Source organism: Asaia sp. HumB (assembly GCF_030263835.1).
Lineage (GTDB): Bacteria > Pseudomonadota > Alphaproteobacteria > Acetobacterales > Acetobacteraceae > Asaia > Asaia bogorensis.
In genome coordinates this window covers 2310691-2326468 of sequence record NZ_JARPML010000002.1, presented here as the reverse complement: position 1 = coordinate 2326468, position 15778 = coordinate 2310691, and the positions used below count along the sequence as shown (strand labels likewise).

At 60.1% G+C, this 15778-nt stretch carries 13 protein-coding genes; 3 read left to right on the top strand and 10 right to left on the bottom strand.

Annotation, left to right across the window (positions count from 1 at the left end):
* Positions 1–3 precede the first annotated feature (3 nt).
* From P5689_RS11585 to P5689_RS11575, 3 genes are read left to right on the top strand one after another with little or no spacing between them, the layout of a single operon-like run.
* Positions 4–3183 (top strand): efflux RND transporter permease subunit, encoded by a 3180-nt coding sequence (locus P5689_RS11585; protein ID WP_023978973.1) that lies wholly within the window; start codon positions 4–6, stop codon positions 3181–3183.
* Positions 3180–6458 carry an efflux RND transporter permease subunit gene (locus P5689_RS11580; RefSeq protein ID WP_285533262.1) on the top strand — a complete coding sequence of 1093 codons (3279 nt, stop codon included), beginning with the start codon at positions 3180–3182 and terminating at the stop codon, positions 6456–6458. The genes P5689_RS11585 and P5689_RS11580 overlap by 4 nt, the downstream gene beginning before the upstream one ends.
* The gene (locus P5689_RS11575; protein ID WP_023978975.1) at positions 6455–7993 is read left to right on the top strand and encodes an efflux transporter outer membrane subunit; all 1539 of its coding nucleotides are present in this window, start codon (positions 6455–6457) and stop codon (positions 7991–7993) included. The genes P5689_RS11580 and P5689_RS11575 overlap by 4 nt, the downstream gene beginning before the upstream one ends.
* A 95-nt stretch (positions 7994–8088) precedes the next feature.
* On the opposite strand, the gene P5689_RS11570 is transcribed toward P5689_RS11575, so the two are convergent.
* The 10 genes from P5689_RS11570 to rplO all read right to left on the bottom strand — a co-directional run bounded on the left by P5689_RS11570 (position 8089) and on the right by rplO (position 15777).
* Complete coding sequence (locus P5689_RS11570; protein ID WP_023978976.1) at positions 8089–8262, bottom strand: DUF1328 domain-containing protein; 174 nt, start codon at positions 8260–8262, stop codon at positions 8089–8091.
* 87 nt (positions 8263–8349) lie between these two features.
* Positions 8350–8763, bottom strand: a complete 414-nt coding sequence (locus P5689_RS11565; RefSeq protein WP_023978977.1) for an ASCH domain-containing protein — start codon at positions 8761–8763, stop codon at positions 8350–8352.
* 73 nt (positions 8764–8836) lie between these two features.
* Positions 8837–10150 carry an MFS transporter gene (locus P5689_RS11560; protein WP_023978978.1) on the bottom strand — a complete coding sequence of 438 codons (1314 nt, stop codon included), beginning with the start codon at positions 10148–10150 and terminating at the stop codon, positions 8837–8839.
* A 356-nt stretch (positions 10151–10506) separates the two neighbouring features.
* Positions 10507–10932 carry a 50S ribosomal protein L17 gene (rplQ, locus tag P5689_RS11555; RefSeq protein ID WP_023978979.1) on the bottom strand — a complete coding sequence of 142 codons (426 nt, stop codon included), beginning with the start codon at positions 10930–10932 and terminating at the stop codon, positions 10507–10509.
* Positions 10933–10970: 38 nt separating this feature from the next.
* Complete coding sequence (locus P5689_RS11550; RefSeq protein ID WP_023978980.1) at positions 10971–11990, bottom strand: DNA-directed RNA polymerase subunit alpha; 1020 nt, start codon at positions 11988–11990, stop codon at positions 10971–10973.
* A gap of 156 nt (positions 11991–12146) precedes the next feature.
* A complete protein-coding gene (gene rpsK, locus P5689_RS11545) occupies positions 12147–12539 on the bottom strand; it encodes a 30S ribosomal protein S11 (RefSeq protein ID WP_023978981.1) in 393 nt (130 codons plus the stop codon).
* Positions 12540–12631: 92 nt separating this feature from the next.
* Positions 12632–13009 carry a 30S ribosomal protein S13 gene (gene rpsM / locus P5689_RS11540; protein ID WP_023978982.1) on the bottom strand — a complete coding sequence of 126 codons (378 nt, stop codon included), beginning with the start codon at positions 13007–13009 and terminating at the stop codon, positions 12632–12634.
* A gap of 223 nt (positions 13010–13232) precedes the next feature.
* Positions 13233–13808, bottom strand: coding sequence for an adenylate kinase (locus tag P5689_RS11535; RefSeq protein ID WP_023978983.1), 576 nt, complete (start codon positions 13806–13808; stop codon positions 13233–13235).
* On the bottom strand, positions 13805–15184 hold the full coding sequence (gene secY, locus P5689_RS11530; protein WP_023978984.1) for a preprotein translocase subunit SecY: 1380 nt from the start codon (positions 15182–15184) through the stop codon (positions 13805–13807). Before secY ends, P5689_RS11535 begins: the two co-directional genes overlap by 4 nt.
* Before the next feature lie 107 nt (positions 15185–15291).
* Entirely contained in the window at positions 15292–15777 is a 486-nt protein-coding gene (gene rplO, locus P5689_RS11525) for a 50S ribosomal protein L15 (RefSeq protein ID WP_023978985.1), read from the bottom strand.
* Position 15778 lies beyond the last annotated feature (1 nt).

Sequence of the window (15778 nt, the reverse complement as noted above, 5' to 3'; positions counted from 1 at the left end):
CCCATGAATCCTTCTCGTCTCTTCATCGATCGCCCGGTCGCCACATCGCTCCTGATGCTGGCGATCATGCTGACCGGCCTGCTCGGCTATCACTTCCTGCCGATCTCGGCCCTGCCCCAGGTGGAATATCCGACCATCACGGTCTCGACCTTCTATCCGGGCGCAGGCCCGGATGTGATGGCGACATCGGTCACGGCTCCGCTCGAAACGCAGCTCGGTCAGATGCCTGGCCTCGACCAGATGACCTCGCAGTCATCGGGCGGCGCTTCGGTCATCACGCTGCGCTTCGGGCTCGACATGTCGATGGATATTGCCGAGCAGGAAGTCCAGGCGGCCATCAACCAGTCCAACTCTCTTCTGCCGACCGACCTTCCGGCCCCGCCGATCTATGCCAAGGTCAACCCGGCTGACACCCCCGTCCTCACGCTGGGCATCACCTCGCGCACCATGCCCCTGACCGAGGTGCAGGATTATGTGAATACGCGGCTTCAGCAGCGTGTCAGCCAGATTTCGGGTGTGGGCCTTGTCACGCTTTCGGGTGGCAATCGCAAGGCCATACGCGTTCGGATCAACATTCCCAAGCTGACCTCCTACGGTATCGCCATCGATACGGTGCGCACCACCATCGGCACGGTCAACATCAACTCACCAACCGGCACGTTCGACGGCCCACATCGCTCGACCACGCTGCGCATCGACGGACAGATTTCATCTGTCGACCAGTTGATGAACCAGATCATCGCCTATCAGGATAACGGCCCGATCCGCCTGCGCGATGTGGGCACCGTGGTGCAGGGACCCGAGAATGACCAGCTTGCCGCCTGGTCGGACAAGACGCCCGCACTGATCCTGAACGTCCAGCGCCAGCCCGGCGCCAATGTGATTTCAGTGGTCGACAACGTGCTGGCGGTCCTGCCGCAGCTGCGCAAGACTCTGCCGCCCGGTATCGAGATCACCCCGCTCACCGACCGCACCACCACCATTCGCGCCTCGGTGGCAGATGTGGAATTCGAGCTCGGCATGGCCATGCTGCTCGTGGTGGCCGTGATCTTCGTGTTTCTGTTCAACGTGCCCGCCACCATCATTCCAAGCCTAAGCGTACCGCTCTCGCTTATCGGCACGTTGGCGGTGATGTATCTGCTCGATTTCTCGCTCGATAACCTCTCACTTATGGCTCTGACCATTGCGACGGGCTTCGTGGTGGATGACGCCATCGTGGTGATCGAAAACATCGCGCGCTACATCGAGATGGGAGAAGACCGCTATACCGCGGCCGTCAAGGGCTCGCAGGAGATCGGGTTTACCATCATCTCGCTGACGGTCTCGCTCATTGCCGTGCTTATCCCGCTGCTTTTCATGAGCGATGTGGTCGGTCGCCTGTTCCATGAATTTGCCATGACGCTGGCGATCACCATCGTGATCTCGGCCATCGTTTCCATTACGCTCGTGCCCATGATGTGCGCCCGTTTGCTCAGCGAGCGCGCCCATGACGAGCATGCCACCACCCGCTTCCAGCGCGTCGCCGCACGGGTTGGCAATGCCATCGAGCGCCTGATCGCCACCTATGCGCGCTGGCTCGATTTCGTGCTGCGTCACCAGACAGCGACCCTGCTCGTGGCGCTGGGCACCTTTGTGCTGACCGTGTTCCTTGCCGTGATCATCCCTAAGGGGTTCTTCCCCCGTCAGGATACAGGCGTGGTGCAGGGTATTACCCAGATGGCGCAGGCCATCTCATTCGACAGCATGAAGAAGCATCAGGAGGCGGTGATCGCCGCCGTGCTTGAAGATCCTGACGTTGCCAGCGTGTCGAGCTTCGTCGGTATCGACGGGCAGAACATGACGCTCAATGTCGGGCGTATGCTGATCAACCTCAAGCCGCTGGACCAGCGCAGCAGTGGGCTTTCTGCCATCCTCAAGCGTCTGGCCGAGCGGGGAAGCTCGACACCCGGTGCGCGGCTGTTCCTTCAGCCCGTGCAGGATCTGTCTCTCGATTCCACGGTGTCCGCCACGCAGTATCAGTTCCTGCTCGAGAACCCGGATTACGATACCTTCAAGACCTGGGTGCCCAAGCTCCTTACCGCCTTGCAGCAGGAACCCGCTCTGGCCGATGTCACCTCCGACCTGCAGGCCGAGGGGCTGGTCGCGCATGTCGACCTCGATCGTACCAATGGCGCACGCTACTCCATTACGCCGCAGACCATCGATAATCTGCTCTATGACAGCTACGGCCAGCGCCAGATCTCGACCATCTATACCCAGTCCAACCAGTATCGCGTGATCCTCGAAACTGAGCCGCGTTTCCAGCATGACCTAGCCAGCCTCGGCCAGCTTTACCTGCCTGGCATCTCCAGTGAGGCTGGCCAGAGCTCATCCGGCCCGACCCGTCTGCCCACCTCAGGTCTGGTGCCGCTGCATCAGGTAACCACCATCACCAAGGGCCTCGCCCCGCTACTCATCACGCATTTCGGCCAGTTCCCGGCCACCACCGTGTCCTTCAATGTGGCCGAGGGCTATTCGCTGGGTGCAGCAACGAATGCCATCGACCATGCAGCGTCGAGCATCGGTCTGCCTCCCGCTTTCCAGACGGCGTTCCAGGGCACGGCGGCTGCGTTCCGCTCCTCGCTGAGCAACGAGCTTTATCTGGTGATTGCGGCGCTTGTGGCGGTCTATATCGTGCTGGGCGTGCTCTATGAGAGCTTCATTCATCCGATCACCATCCTCTCCACCCTGCCCTCTGCCGCCATCGGCGCACTGCTGGCGCTCTCGCTTTGCGGCATGGATCTGGATGTCATGGGGATTATCGGCATTGTGCTGCTGATCGGCATCGTGAAGAAAAACGCCATCATGATGATCGACTTCGCGCTAGAGGCCGAGCGACTGGACGGGCTGGCACCTTTCGATGCCATCCGTCGTGCGGCGCTGCTGCGCTTTCGCCCGATCCTGATGACCACGCTGGCCGCCTTCTTCGGTGCCCTGCCCTTGATGCTCGGCCATGGCGTAGGATCCGAGCTGCGTCGCCCGCTCGGTGTGTCGATTGTGGGCGGGTTGCTGCTGTCGCAGCTTCTCACCCTCTTCACCACACCGGTCATCTACCTGATGATGGATCGCATCGCCGCCGCAACGCGTCGTCGTTTCGGGCTCCGCTCCATGTCTGAGCGCCTTGCGGAACAGGGTGGCGAGTGAATATCACCCGCCCCTTCATTCTGCGGCCCGTTGCGACCTCGCTCCTGACGGCCGCCATGCTCATTGCCGGAATGCTGGCCTACACCATGCTTCCGGTGGCCGATCTGCCCAATGTGGACATGCCGGTCATCATGGTGCAGGCGCAGCAATCGGGTGGCTCGCCTACCGAGATCGCAAGCACGATCGCAGCGCCGCTTGAGCGTCATCTGGGTGCTATTGCCGGGCTGAGCGAGATGACCTCGCAATCCATGGTCAATCAGGCCCGGATCATCCTGCAATTCGATCTGTCACGCGACATCAACGGGGCAGCGCGCGATGTCGAGGCTGCCTTGCAGGCCGCCCGTGCCGACCTGCCTACCACGCTGCGCACCAACCCCAGCTATCAGAAGGCCAATCCGAACGGCGCGCCCATCCTCGTGATGGCGCTCACCTCCCCCACCAAGACCCCGGCCATGCTGTACGATCAGGCCACGAACGTTCTGCAGCAGCAGCTTAGTCAGGTTCAGGGTGTCGGCGAGGTGGAAGTCGGTGGCGGTGCCCTCCCTGCCGTGCGCGTCGAGGTCAATCCGCTCCTGCTCTACAAATTCGGGATCAGCTTCGAGGATGTGCGCGCATCGCTGGCCTCGGCCAATGCCCATACGCCCAAAGGCTTCATCGATCAGGGCGGCTATCGCTTTACGCTGGACACCAACGACCAGGCTGAGAAGGCCCAGGCCTATCGCGACCTGATCATCGCCTATCGCAATGCCCGCCCTGTCCGCCTGTCGAGTGTGGCCGAGGTCAATGACAGCGTGGAAAACCTGCGTACGCTCGGCGTCTATAACGGACAGCGTGCCGTGGTGGGGCTGGTCTTTGCTCAGGCAGGGGCGAACGTGGTCAAGACCACCGACGAGATCAAGGCGCGTCTGCCCCTTATCCGGGCGGCCCTACCCCCCGATATCGACCTGCATATTGCCGTTGATCGCTCCAAGACCATTCGCGCCGCGCTGGATGACACCAAGCTGACGCTCATCCTTGCCGTGGTGCTGGTGGTGCTGGTCGTGCTGGTGTTCCTGCAATCGGCCCCGGCCATTCTGGTCCCGGCGATTGTGGTGCCCACCTCCATCATCGCGACCTTCGCTGTCATGAAGCTGCTGGGCTACCAGCTCGACAACATGTCACTCATGGCGCTCACCATCTCCACCGGCTTCGTGGTTGATGATGCCATCGTGGTGCTCGAGAACATCACCCGTTATCTGGAGCAGGGTCTCTCGCCACTCAAGGCGGCGCTGATCGGCGCGGGTGAAGTGGCCTTTACGGTCGTCTCCATCACCCTCTCGCTTATTGCGGTGTTTGTGCCGATCATCCTTCTGGGCGGGATTGCCGGGCGACTGTTCCACGAATTCGCCATGACCATCTCGATCACCCTTGTGATCTCGATGATCCTGTCGCTGTCACTCACCCCCATGATCTGCGCCCTGCTGCTGCGCCCTGCAAAAGAAGGGCATCAGCGCGCACGTATCGCCATCTTCCTTGATCGGCAGATCACCCGTGTTACCGATGGCTATGTCGCCTCGCTCGACTGGTCTCTGCGCCATCGCTGGTTGATGCTTCTGACCCTGCCAGCCACCCTGTTCATCGCAGGTGCGCTTTTCGTGAAGATGCCCAAGGGCTTCTTCCCGGATGAAGATACCGGCATGATGATGGGCCATATCATCGGCGATCAGTCATCGTCATTCAGCCAGATGAGCGGCAAGACCTATGAGGTAGCCAGGACCGTCTCGAAAGATCGCGATGTCGCCGCCATCGTCGGTTTTCTGGGCGGTCGTCAGGCCAATCAGGCCAATCTCTTTGCCTCGCTCAAGGACAAATCCGCTCGTAGCGACACGGTCACCCAGACCATCGAACGCCTGGGCCGCAAGTTCAGCCATATGGTCGGCGCCGAGATTTTCTTCATGGCACCCGGTGCCGTAAGAGCGGGTGCCCGTGGCGGCAATGCCTCTTACCAGTATGCCCTGCAAGGCCCCGATGCCGATGAGCTTTTCACCCTCACCCCCAAGGTGGTGGAAGCCTTCCAGAAAATTCCGGGGCTTATGGATGTCTCCTCCGATCTGAGCGAAGGCGGCTCGGCACTTGATGTGAAGATCAACCGCGACCTGTCGTCACGTTTCCAGATTACCCCACAACTTGTCTCGAATATCCTGTTCGATGCCTATGGGCAGCGTGCTGCCTCAGTCATCTACAAGCCGATCAACCAGTATCGTGTGATCATGGAAGCCGCGCCACGCTTCTGGCGGGACCCCAACACGCTACAGCAGGTCTGGATCAGCACCTCGGGCGGTACGGCCTCAGGCAGCGTCGCGTCGAACCGCATCCGCGTTGTCACGACCAGCACGGCCTCAAGCAGCGTCTCGACCGCCGATTCCAACTACCAGAACCAGATGGCCAACAGTCTGGCCGGCGGTAGCAATGCCTCTTCGGGCTCGGCAGTTGCGACCAGCGCAGAGACTATGGTGCCGCTCAGCCTGACCTCGCATATCATTCCGGGCACCACGGCCCTGAGCGTGAACCATCAGGGACAATCGGTGGCCACCACCATTTCGTTCAACCTCAAGCAGGGCGTGTCACTGGGTGATGCGGTGACGGCCATCAATGCTGCACTGATCAAGCTGCATGTGCCCTCAGATATTCAGGGTGGCTTTGCCGGTAATGCCGCCCTGTTCCAGAAATCGGTCAATGACGAGCCCCTGCTCATCCTCGCGGCCCTGGCCGCGGTCTATATTGTGCTGGGCGTGCTCTATGAGAGCCTCGTGCACCCGCTCACCATTCTCTCCACGCTGCCTTCCGCCGGGGTCGGGGCCATTCTGGCGCTCCAGATCTTTGGTGAAGAGTTCTCGCTGATCGCGATGATCGGCGTGATCCTGCTGATTGGCATCGTCAAGAAAAACGCCATCATGCTGATCGATTTCGCCATGCAAGCCCAGCGCGACGGCGCCACCCCCGAAGAAGCCATTCGTCAGGCCAGCGCCCTGCGCTTTCGCCCCATCATCATGACCTCGCTCGCCGCAGCGCTGGGTGCAGTTCCGTTGATCATTGCCAATGGCTATGGTGCAGAATTGCGCCGCCCTCTGGGTATTTCCATTCTCGGCGGTCTGGTCGTCAGTCAGGCCCTCACCCTTTACAGCACGCCTGCCGTTTTCCTGACGCTCGATGCGATGGGACGCAGGATCTCACGGTTCTTCCACTCCACCTCCATGCTTTTCCGCCGGCACCATCAGGATCAGACCCAAGGATGACTTTCTCCCCGTCTCGCTCAGCCCGACGCCTGTCCCTCCTTGCTGCATGTTGCACGCCCCTGCTTTCAGGCTGCTTCATGGTGGGGCCTGACTACCATCGTCCCCATGCGGTGATTTCGGCCAAGTTCAAGGAAGCCCCCAAGCCGCCTGCAGGCTGGGGTGTCGCCCAGCCCCAGTTGGCCGAGGCGCCAAAAGGTGCGTGGTGGGAAGTCTATCACGATCCCCAGCTGAACTGGCTTGAGTCGCAGGTCGCGATCTCCAACCAGAACGTGAAGCAATATGAGGCGCAGTATCGCAAGGCCGAGGCGACCATCGATTCCATTCGCGCCCAGCTCTTCCCCACGCTTTCCGGCTCATTCAGTTTCAGCCGTAACGCCCAGGGTAGCGGCTCACGAAGCGCCAGTTCCGGGTCTGTGGTCAATTACTCCACCACGACCACAGTCAATACATGGAATACCGGGCCTTCTGCCTCCTGGACGCTCGATGTCTGGGGCCGTATCCGTCGCCAGATCCAGCAGCAGGTGACGGCCACCCAGGCGAGCGCGGCTGATCTCGCCAATGCGCAGCTGTCCTATCAGTCCCAGCTGGCCAATGCGTATTTCAACCTGCGTTATCAGGACAGCCTGAAGAAGCTCTACCTCGATAATGTGGGCTATTTCCGTCAGGCGCTCAGCATCGTGCAAAATCAGGTCGATGCCGGCGTAACGGACCCGAGTGCGCTCTGGCAGGCACGGTATCAGTTGCAACAGACCGAGGCGCAGGCCACTCAGGCCGGGATCACACGGGCCCAATACGAACATGCCATAGCCGTTCTGATTGGTCGCGCCCCTGCCGATCTGACCATTCCCGTCGGGGCTCTGCCCCTTACCCTGCCCACAGCGCCCAGTGCCGTGCCGTCGGTGCTTCTGCAGCGCCGCCCCGATATCGCAGCCGCCGAACGCAATATGGAAGGGTATAATGCCGAGATCGGCTATTATATCGCCGCCTTCTATCCAGAGATCTCGGTCAGCGCGACCTATGGGTATAGCGGCAACCCGCTTCAAACGCTGATCCAGGCAGCCACGCGCTTCTGGTCGCTCGGCGCGTCATCGACCGAGACCCTGTTCAATGGCGGCGCACGCAGCGCGGCCGTGCTCAGCGCCCGGGCCGATTACGATGCCTCGGTGGCGACCTATCGCCAGACCGTGCTGAGCGCGCTGCAGGGTGTTGAGGATAATCTGTCGAACCTGCGTATCCTTGACGAGCAGCTGGCTCAGCAGGATGTCGCCGTCAAGTCCGCTCAGGAAGCCGTCCGTGTCTCTCTCAATGAATACATGGCCGGTACCCAGACGTACACGACCGTCCTGACCAGCCAGCAGAATGCCCTGAATTACGAAGTTCAGGCTCTTGGTATTCACCAAAGCCAGGCGATCGCCCATGTTGATCTGATTGTGGCCCTCGGCGGCGGCTGGGATGTCTCGCAGCTCCCCAGCAAGGCCTCACTGCAGACCAATAATCCGCTACTGCCGGAATTCCTGTCCAAGACGAAGCAGTAAGCCCCATCCCGCGTTTTCGGCTCGGCACTACGAGCAAATAAGAAAGGGGAGAGCCTCTCGGCTCTCCCCTTTTTGCTGTGGGATCACTGATAGGCTCAAGTCACGGCCTTGCCGACAAAGACGGCAATGACCAGGAAAAGCACAAACAGGGCGATGAAGAGGAAGAACAGGATTTTCGCGATCCCCGCCGAAGCTGCCGAGATACCGGTGAATCCGAAGAGCCCTGCAATCAGGGAGATGATCAGGAAGAAGATGGCGAGCTTTAGCATAGCGAAACCCTTTTTAGTTCTGTCCGGGGTCAACGCGAAGTCGCAACGAAAGTTCACCCTGACGCCGTACTGGTGACAGACGCCCGGTCAGTGCGTGTGAGGAAACACAAACACGACAGCAAATTCCTCGCACCATAGCTCCATCGTCTCGCTGAATTGGTTTAGACGACGGAAATAACGCTCATGCTCGCCCCGCCAATAGGCGAGGCTCCGGTCGCCCTCGCCTTCCTTGGCCGCAAAAACTTCATCCACGTCACAATAGCGTCGTTTCTCGAGAGCCACCGTGCGGGTGATGACACGGGGCTGGTCCCTGCCGTCACAGACGACGCTCAACTTCCCGATATGGGTTTGCTGCCCGTCGCAGGCGGCCCAGCATGTACCGGTCTTGATCCCGCGGATAACGAGGCCAAGAAGTTCATCGGCAAGAGCCGGACTGTCGCCGAAGGAAAAGCGATCGAAGCTTTCCCATCCTGACGGCGGTGAAGAGACAGGGTCAGTCATCCAGACAAAGAAAAGGCGCCGTCGACAGATGTCAACGGCGCCTCGCCATGTCGGTACAGGAGGAATTGAACCCTTAGTGTCCGACGGCCGTCATGTTCTCACCACGGGCGAGCGCTTCCTGCGTATAACGACGCGCCTCATCCGAGATACGGAGCGTGATCGTCATACCGGCGGCTGCCAGATAGATCAGGGCAAAGGCCCAGATGATCCCTTCCATGCCAAAACCGAACACACTCTCGCAGATGCCGGCAATGGCCGGGCCAACCCAGGTGCTCGCACCGGCACCCAAACCAAGGATCGAAAGCGCAGCCGCCTTCTCCTTGGGGCAAATCTGCGGCATCAGGCCGGAGAGCGGAACGAAGGCAGCGACGGTCGCGCCGTAGAAAATGCCAACAGCCGCAGCAGCCGCGAAGTTACCGGGATACCAGACCGGGATATAATAGAAGAGCGGGATCGAAACGAAGCCACCGATACCACCGAACACCGAGACGATGAAGCGGTGTCCAAGCGCATCGGCCAGCATACCCGAGACGAGATTGAACAGGATGTTGCTGAGGAAGATCAGCGACAACAGGTTCAACCACTGGCCCTGTGTAAAACCAAGGTGATCGATGAAGAACGCCGGCATGATCGCGAGGAACGCGTATTCCGACGACGTGTCGATGGTGCGCACGATACCGGCGATCAGTGTCTTGGGCTCGCGCCACATGATGCTGATCGACCCGAAGAAAATGTCGCGTGTGCTCACATGATCGGGCAGCAGACGCTTCTTCCCGGTTGGTTCATGGGTAAAGAGCAACGCCACCAGACCGCCAAGGATTACGAGACCAAGCGAGCACCAGAACGTTGCCAACTCGCCAATTGCGGGGATGGCATAACGGGCGAACTGCGAACCTAGTGTGGGCAGACCGGCGGAGAAGGAGAACCAGAACCAGCCAGCCGCCGAGCCCAGCATCGTAGCCGGTGTCGCAGCCGCGATCCAGACGAGGAACCCGTAGGCGAAGAGCGGATAGGCGAAGCCGCGCAGCGTGTAGAAGAGGAGCGTCATTGTGAAGTTGTTCGGGCCAAGACCCAGAGCAAGAAGCCCAACCTCAAGCACGGACCAAAGGATCAATCCAATCCACATCACACGCTTTGGGCCGTAGAGGTCCGACAGCGGCCCGGAAAACCAGGCCGAAATCATGACCGTGATACCATAGGTCGTGAAGAGAAGATTCACGTCGCCCTGGGTGTGCCCGTTATGGAGCATGAATGTATCAAGGTATCCCGCCTCGACACCGTCACCGATCATGAACAAAAGTAGACCGACGAAGCCGAAAAAGAGAGGGCGTGGAATACCGAGGATCTCTGCGATCCCGCGTCTCTGGGTGGTGCTTGCCTCAGACAAAGAAGCTCTCCTGTATCTACACGCAGCGCGAGCGTACCGGGCCTCATTGCCCGGATCGGCATGGGATGCGCGGTGACTGGTCCTACGAGAGTGCTCGGACCGTTGAAAAAGCCAGATCCCGCCAACGCAGGAAAACGTCCGGATATCCATGCAGAATATCGAAACTGGCCCCCCGACCCCATGATAGGAAGGATCGGTATCGAAACTGATCAAAAATCCTGCTTTGAAAGGTAGGATTGATGTGTTTGCGTATTGGAGGATTGTTTAAACGATTGGACAGAATTTTGTAAGTCCAAATGAAAAAGGCCGGGCAGTTTCCTGCCCGGCCTCTCCATTGGCGTTCCGATCCTTCGGGATCAGGCAGCCATCGGCTCTTCACCGGACTGGTTGAACACCGGGCCGCTATCCTTGCCCTTGGCATCAGCGTCACGGTCGACCATCTCGACAACGGCCATGTCAGCGTTGTCGCCGTAGCGGACGCCGGCCTTCAGGACGCGGGTGTAACCACCCGAGCGGCCCTGATAGCGCTCTGCAATGGTCGAGAACAGCTTGGTGACGATGGTTTCGTCGCGCAGCTGTGCGAAAGCCTGACGACGAGCGTGCAGCGTGCCACGCTTGCCGAGGGTGATCAGCTTCTCGACGATCGGGCGAATTTCCTTCGCCTTGGGCAGCGTCGTCGTGATCTGCTCGTGCTTGATGATAGCCACGGCCATGTTGCGGAACATGGCTGCGCGGTGGGTCGAGGTTACGTTGAGCTTACGCCCAGCAACACCATGACGCATGATAGGGTTTCCTTACTCTGCTTTCTACCGGATAAGGCTCAGAACGTCTCGTCGAGACGCTTTGCCAGATCCTCAATGTTCTCGGGAGGCCAGGCCGGAACATTCATGCCCAGCGACAGACCCATGGAAGTCAGGACTTCCTTGATTTCATTCAGCGACTTACGACCGAAATTCGGCGTACGCAGCATTTCCTGCTCAGACTTCTGAACCAGATCGCCGATATAGACGATGTTGTCGTTCTTCAGGCAGTTGGCGCTACGCACCGACAGCTCGAGCTCATCAACCTTGCGAAGCAGGTTGCGGTTGAACGGCAGATCGTCACGCGGCTCTTCCTGACGCACCGGACGCGGCTCGTCAAAGTTGATGAAGAGCTGGAGCTGGTCCTGCAGGATGCGGGCGGCCAGAGCCAGGCTGTCTTCCGGGGTAACCGCGCCATTCGTCTCGACCGTGAGCAGCAGCTTGTCATAGTCGGTGACCTGACCCACGCGGGTCGGCTCAACCTTGTACGACACCTTGCGCACCGGGGAGTAGATCGCATCGATGGGGATGAGCCCGATCGGCGCGTCTTCCGGACGGTTGGCAGCGGCCGGAACATAGCCCTTGCCCATGTTCACGGTGAATTCCATGCCCAGCTTCACGCCGTCATCGAGCGTGCAGATGACCAGGTCGGGGTTCATGATTTCGATGTCATGACCGGCCTGGATCTGGCCTGCACGCACCTCGCCGGGGCCCGTAGCCGTCAGCACCATGCGCTTGGGGCCTTCGCCATGCATGCGCAGGGCAAGCTGCTTGATGTTCAGCACGATGTCCGTCACGTCCTCACGGACGCCCGGCACGGACGAGAACTCATGCAGCACGCCGTCGATCTGGATCGCGGTGACGGCAGCGCCCTGCAGCGAGGAGAGCAGCACGCGACGGATCGCGTTGCCGAGCGTCATGCCAAAACCACGCTCCAGCGGCTCGGCAATCACCGTGGCTGTCTGCGTGGGCACGGAGCCGGGCGCGACTTCCAGCTTTTCCGGCTTGATAAGGGACTGCCAGTTCTTCTGGAGGACCAATGTCGTGGCCTTTCAAACAACTTGTCCCGCTGGGGACCAACGGAACATCAACCGCGCCGGAGCGCGGTCAGAACGTGCCGGTGGCCTCCCCCGAGAGAGAAACCACCTACGGACGGGTGGTGACAGACAACCGGCCCCCGAAGGGGCCGGAGCCAATCAGACGCGACGACGCTTGCGCGGACGGCAGCCGTTATGCGGCACCGGGGTCATGTCGCGGATCGACGTGATGGAGAACCCGACGGCCTGAAGGGCACGCAGGGCGCTCTCACGGCCCGAACCCGGACCCGAAACTTCGATTTCCAGCGTCTCCATGCCGTGGTCGCGTGCCTTGCGGCCTGCGTCTTCGGCGGCAACCTGTGCGGCATACGGCGTGGACTTACGCGAGCCCTTGAAGCCCTGCGCGCCAGCCGAAGACCATGCAATCGAGTTGCCCTGGGCGTCGGAAATGGTGATCATGGTGTTGTTGAACGTCGAAAGAACGTGCGCGACACCGGAGATGATGTTCTTGCGCTCCTTCTTACGGATACGCGGAGTTGCGGCCTTGGCCATGATGAGGTCGTCCTGTCAAACTTGGCAATGAGCGAAGGGCAGAGGACAGCCTGAAGGCCGCCACTCGCCACGATCCGCCTAAGATGCGCGAATTAGCGCGTCGCTTTCTTCTTACCGGCAATCGCCACGGCCTTACCCTTACGGGTACGGGCATTCGTGTGCGTACGCTGGCCGCGCACCGGCAGACCACGACGGTGACGCAGACCACGATAGCAACCAAGGTCCATCAGACGCTTGATGTTCATCGCGGTTTCGCGGCGGAGGTCACCCTCGACGCGGTAATCGCCATCAATCAGTTCGCGGATCTTCACGATCTCATCGTCGCTCAGCTCGTTGACGCGCTTCGCTTCAGGTACTTCGAGCTTCGAGCAGATTGCCTTCGCCGTCGACGGACCAATGCCGTAGATGTAGCTCAGGGCAATGACTACCCGCTTGTTCGTCGGAATATTTACGCCGGCAATACGCGCCACGCCACTCACTCCCTGCCTGACCGGAAGGTCAGGCTCTCTTTCTGCTTCGACCCATGTCATGGGCCAGTTCAATCGAAACTGTTCAATCCGCCAAAGAATCGAACGCCTCACGGGCGACGATTAACGCGACTGACAGCACCTGTGTCGAGGGCGCGCAATATATCGAGCACCCCCCTTGAGTCAAATAAAACCGTTCACTTTTGCGTGATCGACCCTATCCGACTTATTTTGTAAGCCCAAGAGCCGCGACGATAGCCTGATGCACCGTCTCGACATTCTGCATACCATCAATGCGACGCAGACGCCCCGCATTCTCATAATAGGGCAGAATAGGCGCCGTCTGGTCACGATAGACCTGTATACGACGACGGACCGTGTCAGGTTCATCATCGGCACGTCGTGAGCCATCCGGCGCACGTCGCTCAGCCAGCCGGGCCACGATCTGCTCGGCATCGACTTCGAGCAGCAGCACCGCATCGATTTTCATGTCGCGCGAGGCCAGCATCGCGTCCAGCGCCTCTGCCTGGCTCTCGGTGCGCGGGAATCCATCGAGGATGAACCCGTTCGCGCAATCGGCCTGCAGGGTGCGACTTTTGATCAGGTCGATCATCACCGGGTCCGGCACAAACTGTCCGGACTCGACGATCGACTTCACATTGAGACCCAACGGCGTTCCTGCGGCCATCTCGGCGCGCAGCATATCGCCCGTCGAGATCTGCTTCAGGCCGTATTCCTGCTCGAGACGCTGGGCCTGCGTTCCCTTGCCCGCGCCAGGCGGGCCAAGAAGGATGATGTTCATCGACGGCGCACTCCCCTGCCAGCCTCAGCCTTGCCGTTCCCACGACCACGCTGCTTGCGAATAAGGCCCTGATAGCGATGAGCCACCAGATGCGACTGTACCTGCGTCATGGTGTCGATCGTGACCGACACGATAATGATCAGACTCGTTCCACCGAAGTAGAAAGGCACGTTGTAGCGGCTGATCAGAATCTGAGGCAGCAAGCAGACCGCAACGAGGTAGAGCGCACCGATGGTCGTCAGGCGTGAGAGGATACGGTCGAAATAACGCGCCGTGTTCGAGCCGGGTCGAATACCCGGCACGAAGCCACCCTGCTTACGCAGATTCTCGGCAGTCTCTTCAGGGTTGAAGGTCACCGCAGCATAGAAATACGAGAAGAACAGGATCATTGCTGCATAGAACAGCATGTAGAGCGGCTGCCCCTGCCCCAGTTCCTGACCTAGCGTGTTGAGCCAGCCCGGAAGCCCCTTGCCGTTCATGAAGCCCGCAATCGTCACAGGAATCAGCAGGACGGAGGAAGCGAAGATGGGTGGAATGACGCCAGCCGTATTGACCTTGAGCGGCATATGCGACGAATCGCCACCAAACATGCGGCTGCCGACCTGGCGCTTGGGATACTGAATCACCACCCGGCGCTGCGCCTGCTCCATGAACACGATGAACGCAATGGTCGCCCCTGCGAGGACCAGGAACAGCAATACGAAGAACGGCGAGAGAGCGCCCGTGTAGCCAAGCTGGAACAAGCTGGCGAGCGCGTGAGGCAGGTTAGCCACGATGCCAGCAAAGATGATCAGCGAGATGCCGTTACCCACACCACGCGACGTGATCTGCTCACCCAGCCACATCAGGAACATGGTTCCGCCCACAAGGGTCACCACGCAGGACAGGATGAAGAACGGGCCGGGCGCCACGACAGCCAGAGCACCGGTCTTGCTGGTCATGTGCTCAAGCCCCATGGCGATGCCATAAGCCTGGAACAGGGCGATCAGCACAGTCAGGTAACGCGTGTAGGCGTTGAGCTTCTTACGGCCCTGATCACCCTCTTTCTTGAGTGCCTCAAGCGAAGGCAGCGCCGTTGAAAGCAACTGCACGATGATCGATGCGCTGATGTAAGGCATGATGTTCAGGGCGAACACAGTCATACGCCCAAGCGCACCACCGGTGAACATATCGAACATGCCGATGATGCCGCCCTGATTCTGGTTCAGGAGCTGACCCATCACGGTCGCATCGACGCCGGGAACCGGGATGTAGGTTCCCAGACGATAGATGATGAGCGCGCCCAGGGTGAACCAGATGCGCTTTTTGAGCTCGGTCGCCTTGGAGAACGAACTCAGATTGAGATTGGCGGCAAGCTGCTCGGCTGCGGAGGCCATCCACCGGTCCTTTCAACAAAAACAGCGTCGCCGCAGGCGCGGGACGCTGTTCAGGATTACCGTCGTTCGTCGCGCACGAAAAGGTGCGCGATGAGCGTTTCGGGCGATCAGGCTTCTGCCGGAGCTTCAGCCTTGGCGGCAACCTTGACAGAGCCACCAGCCTTCTCGACAGCCGCAATCGCGGTTGCCGAAGCGCCGGAAACTTCAACGGTCACGGCGCGGGTCAGCTCGCCCTTTGCCAGCAGGCGGATACCGGCATACTTGCCAGTGCCCACCAGACCAGCGGCGCGCAAAGCCTCTTCCGTGATCGTCGCGTCTGCCTGAAGCTTGCCATCAGCCAGTGCACGGTCGATCGCGCCCAGGTTCACAGGAGCAAATTCCTTGCGGAAGATGTTCTTGAACCCGCGCTTCGGCATACGACGATACAGCGGAAGCTGACCACCCTCGAAGCCGTTCAGCGAGACGCCTTCACGGGCCTTCTGACCCTTGACGCCACGACCGGAGGTCTTGCCTTTGCCCGAGCCGATACCACGGCCCAGACGCTTCTTGCGGTAACGCGCACCGGCGTTATCGCGCAGTTCATTAAGGTTCATA

Excerpts from the sequence above, each read along its gene's own strand:
- P5689_RS11585 (WP_023978973.1), top strand. The coding sequence starts at position 4 with ATGAATCCTTCTCGTCTCTTCATCGATCGCCCGGTCGCCACATCGCTC.
- P5689_RS11575 (WP_023978975.1), top strand. The coding sequence starts at position 6,455 with ATGACTTTCTCCCCGTCTCGCTCAGCCCGACGCCTGTCCCTCCTTGCT.
- P5689_RS11570 (WP_023978976.1), bottom strand. The coding sequence starts at position 8,262 with ATGCTAAAGCTCGCCATCTTCTTCCTGATCATCTCCCTGATTGCAGGG.
- secY (WP_023978984.1), bottom strand. The coding sequence starts at position 15,184 with ATGGCCTCCGCAGCCGAGCAGCTTGCCGCCAATCTCAATCTGAGTTCG.
- P5689_RS11565 (WP_023978977.1), bottom strand. The coding sequence starts at position 8,763 with ATGACTGACCCTGTCTCTTCACCGCCGTCAGGATGGGAAAGCTTCGAT.
- rplO (WP_023978985.1), bottom strand. The coding sequence starts at position 15,777 with ATGAACCTTAATGAACTGCGCGATAACGCCGGTGCGCGTTACCGCAAG.
- rpsK (WP_023978981.1), bottom strand. The coding sequence starts at position 12,539 with ATGGCCAAGGCCGCAACTCCGCGTATCCGTAAGAAGGAGCGCAAGAAC.
- P5689_RS11535 (WP_023978983.1), bottom strand. The coding sequence starts at position 13,808 with ATGAACATCATCCTTCTTGGCCCGCCTGGCGCGGGCAAGGGAACGCAG.
- rplQ (WP_023978979.1), bottom strand. The coding sequence starts at position 10,932 with ATGCGTCATGGTGTTGCTGGGCGTAAGCTCAACGTAACCTCGACCCAC.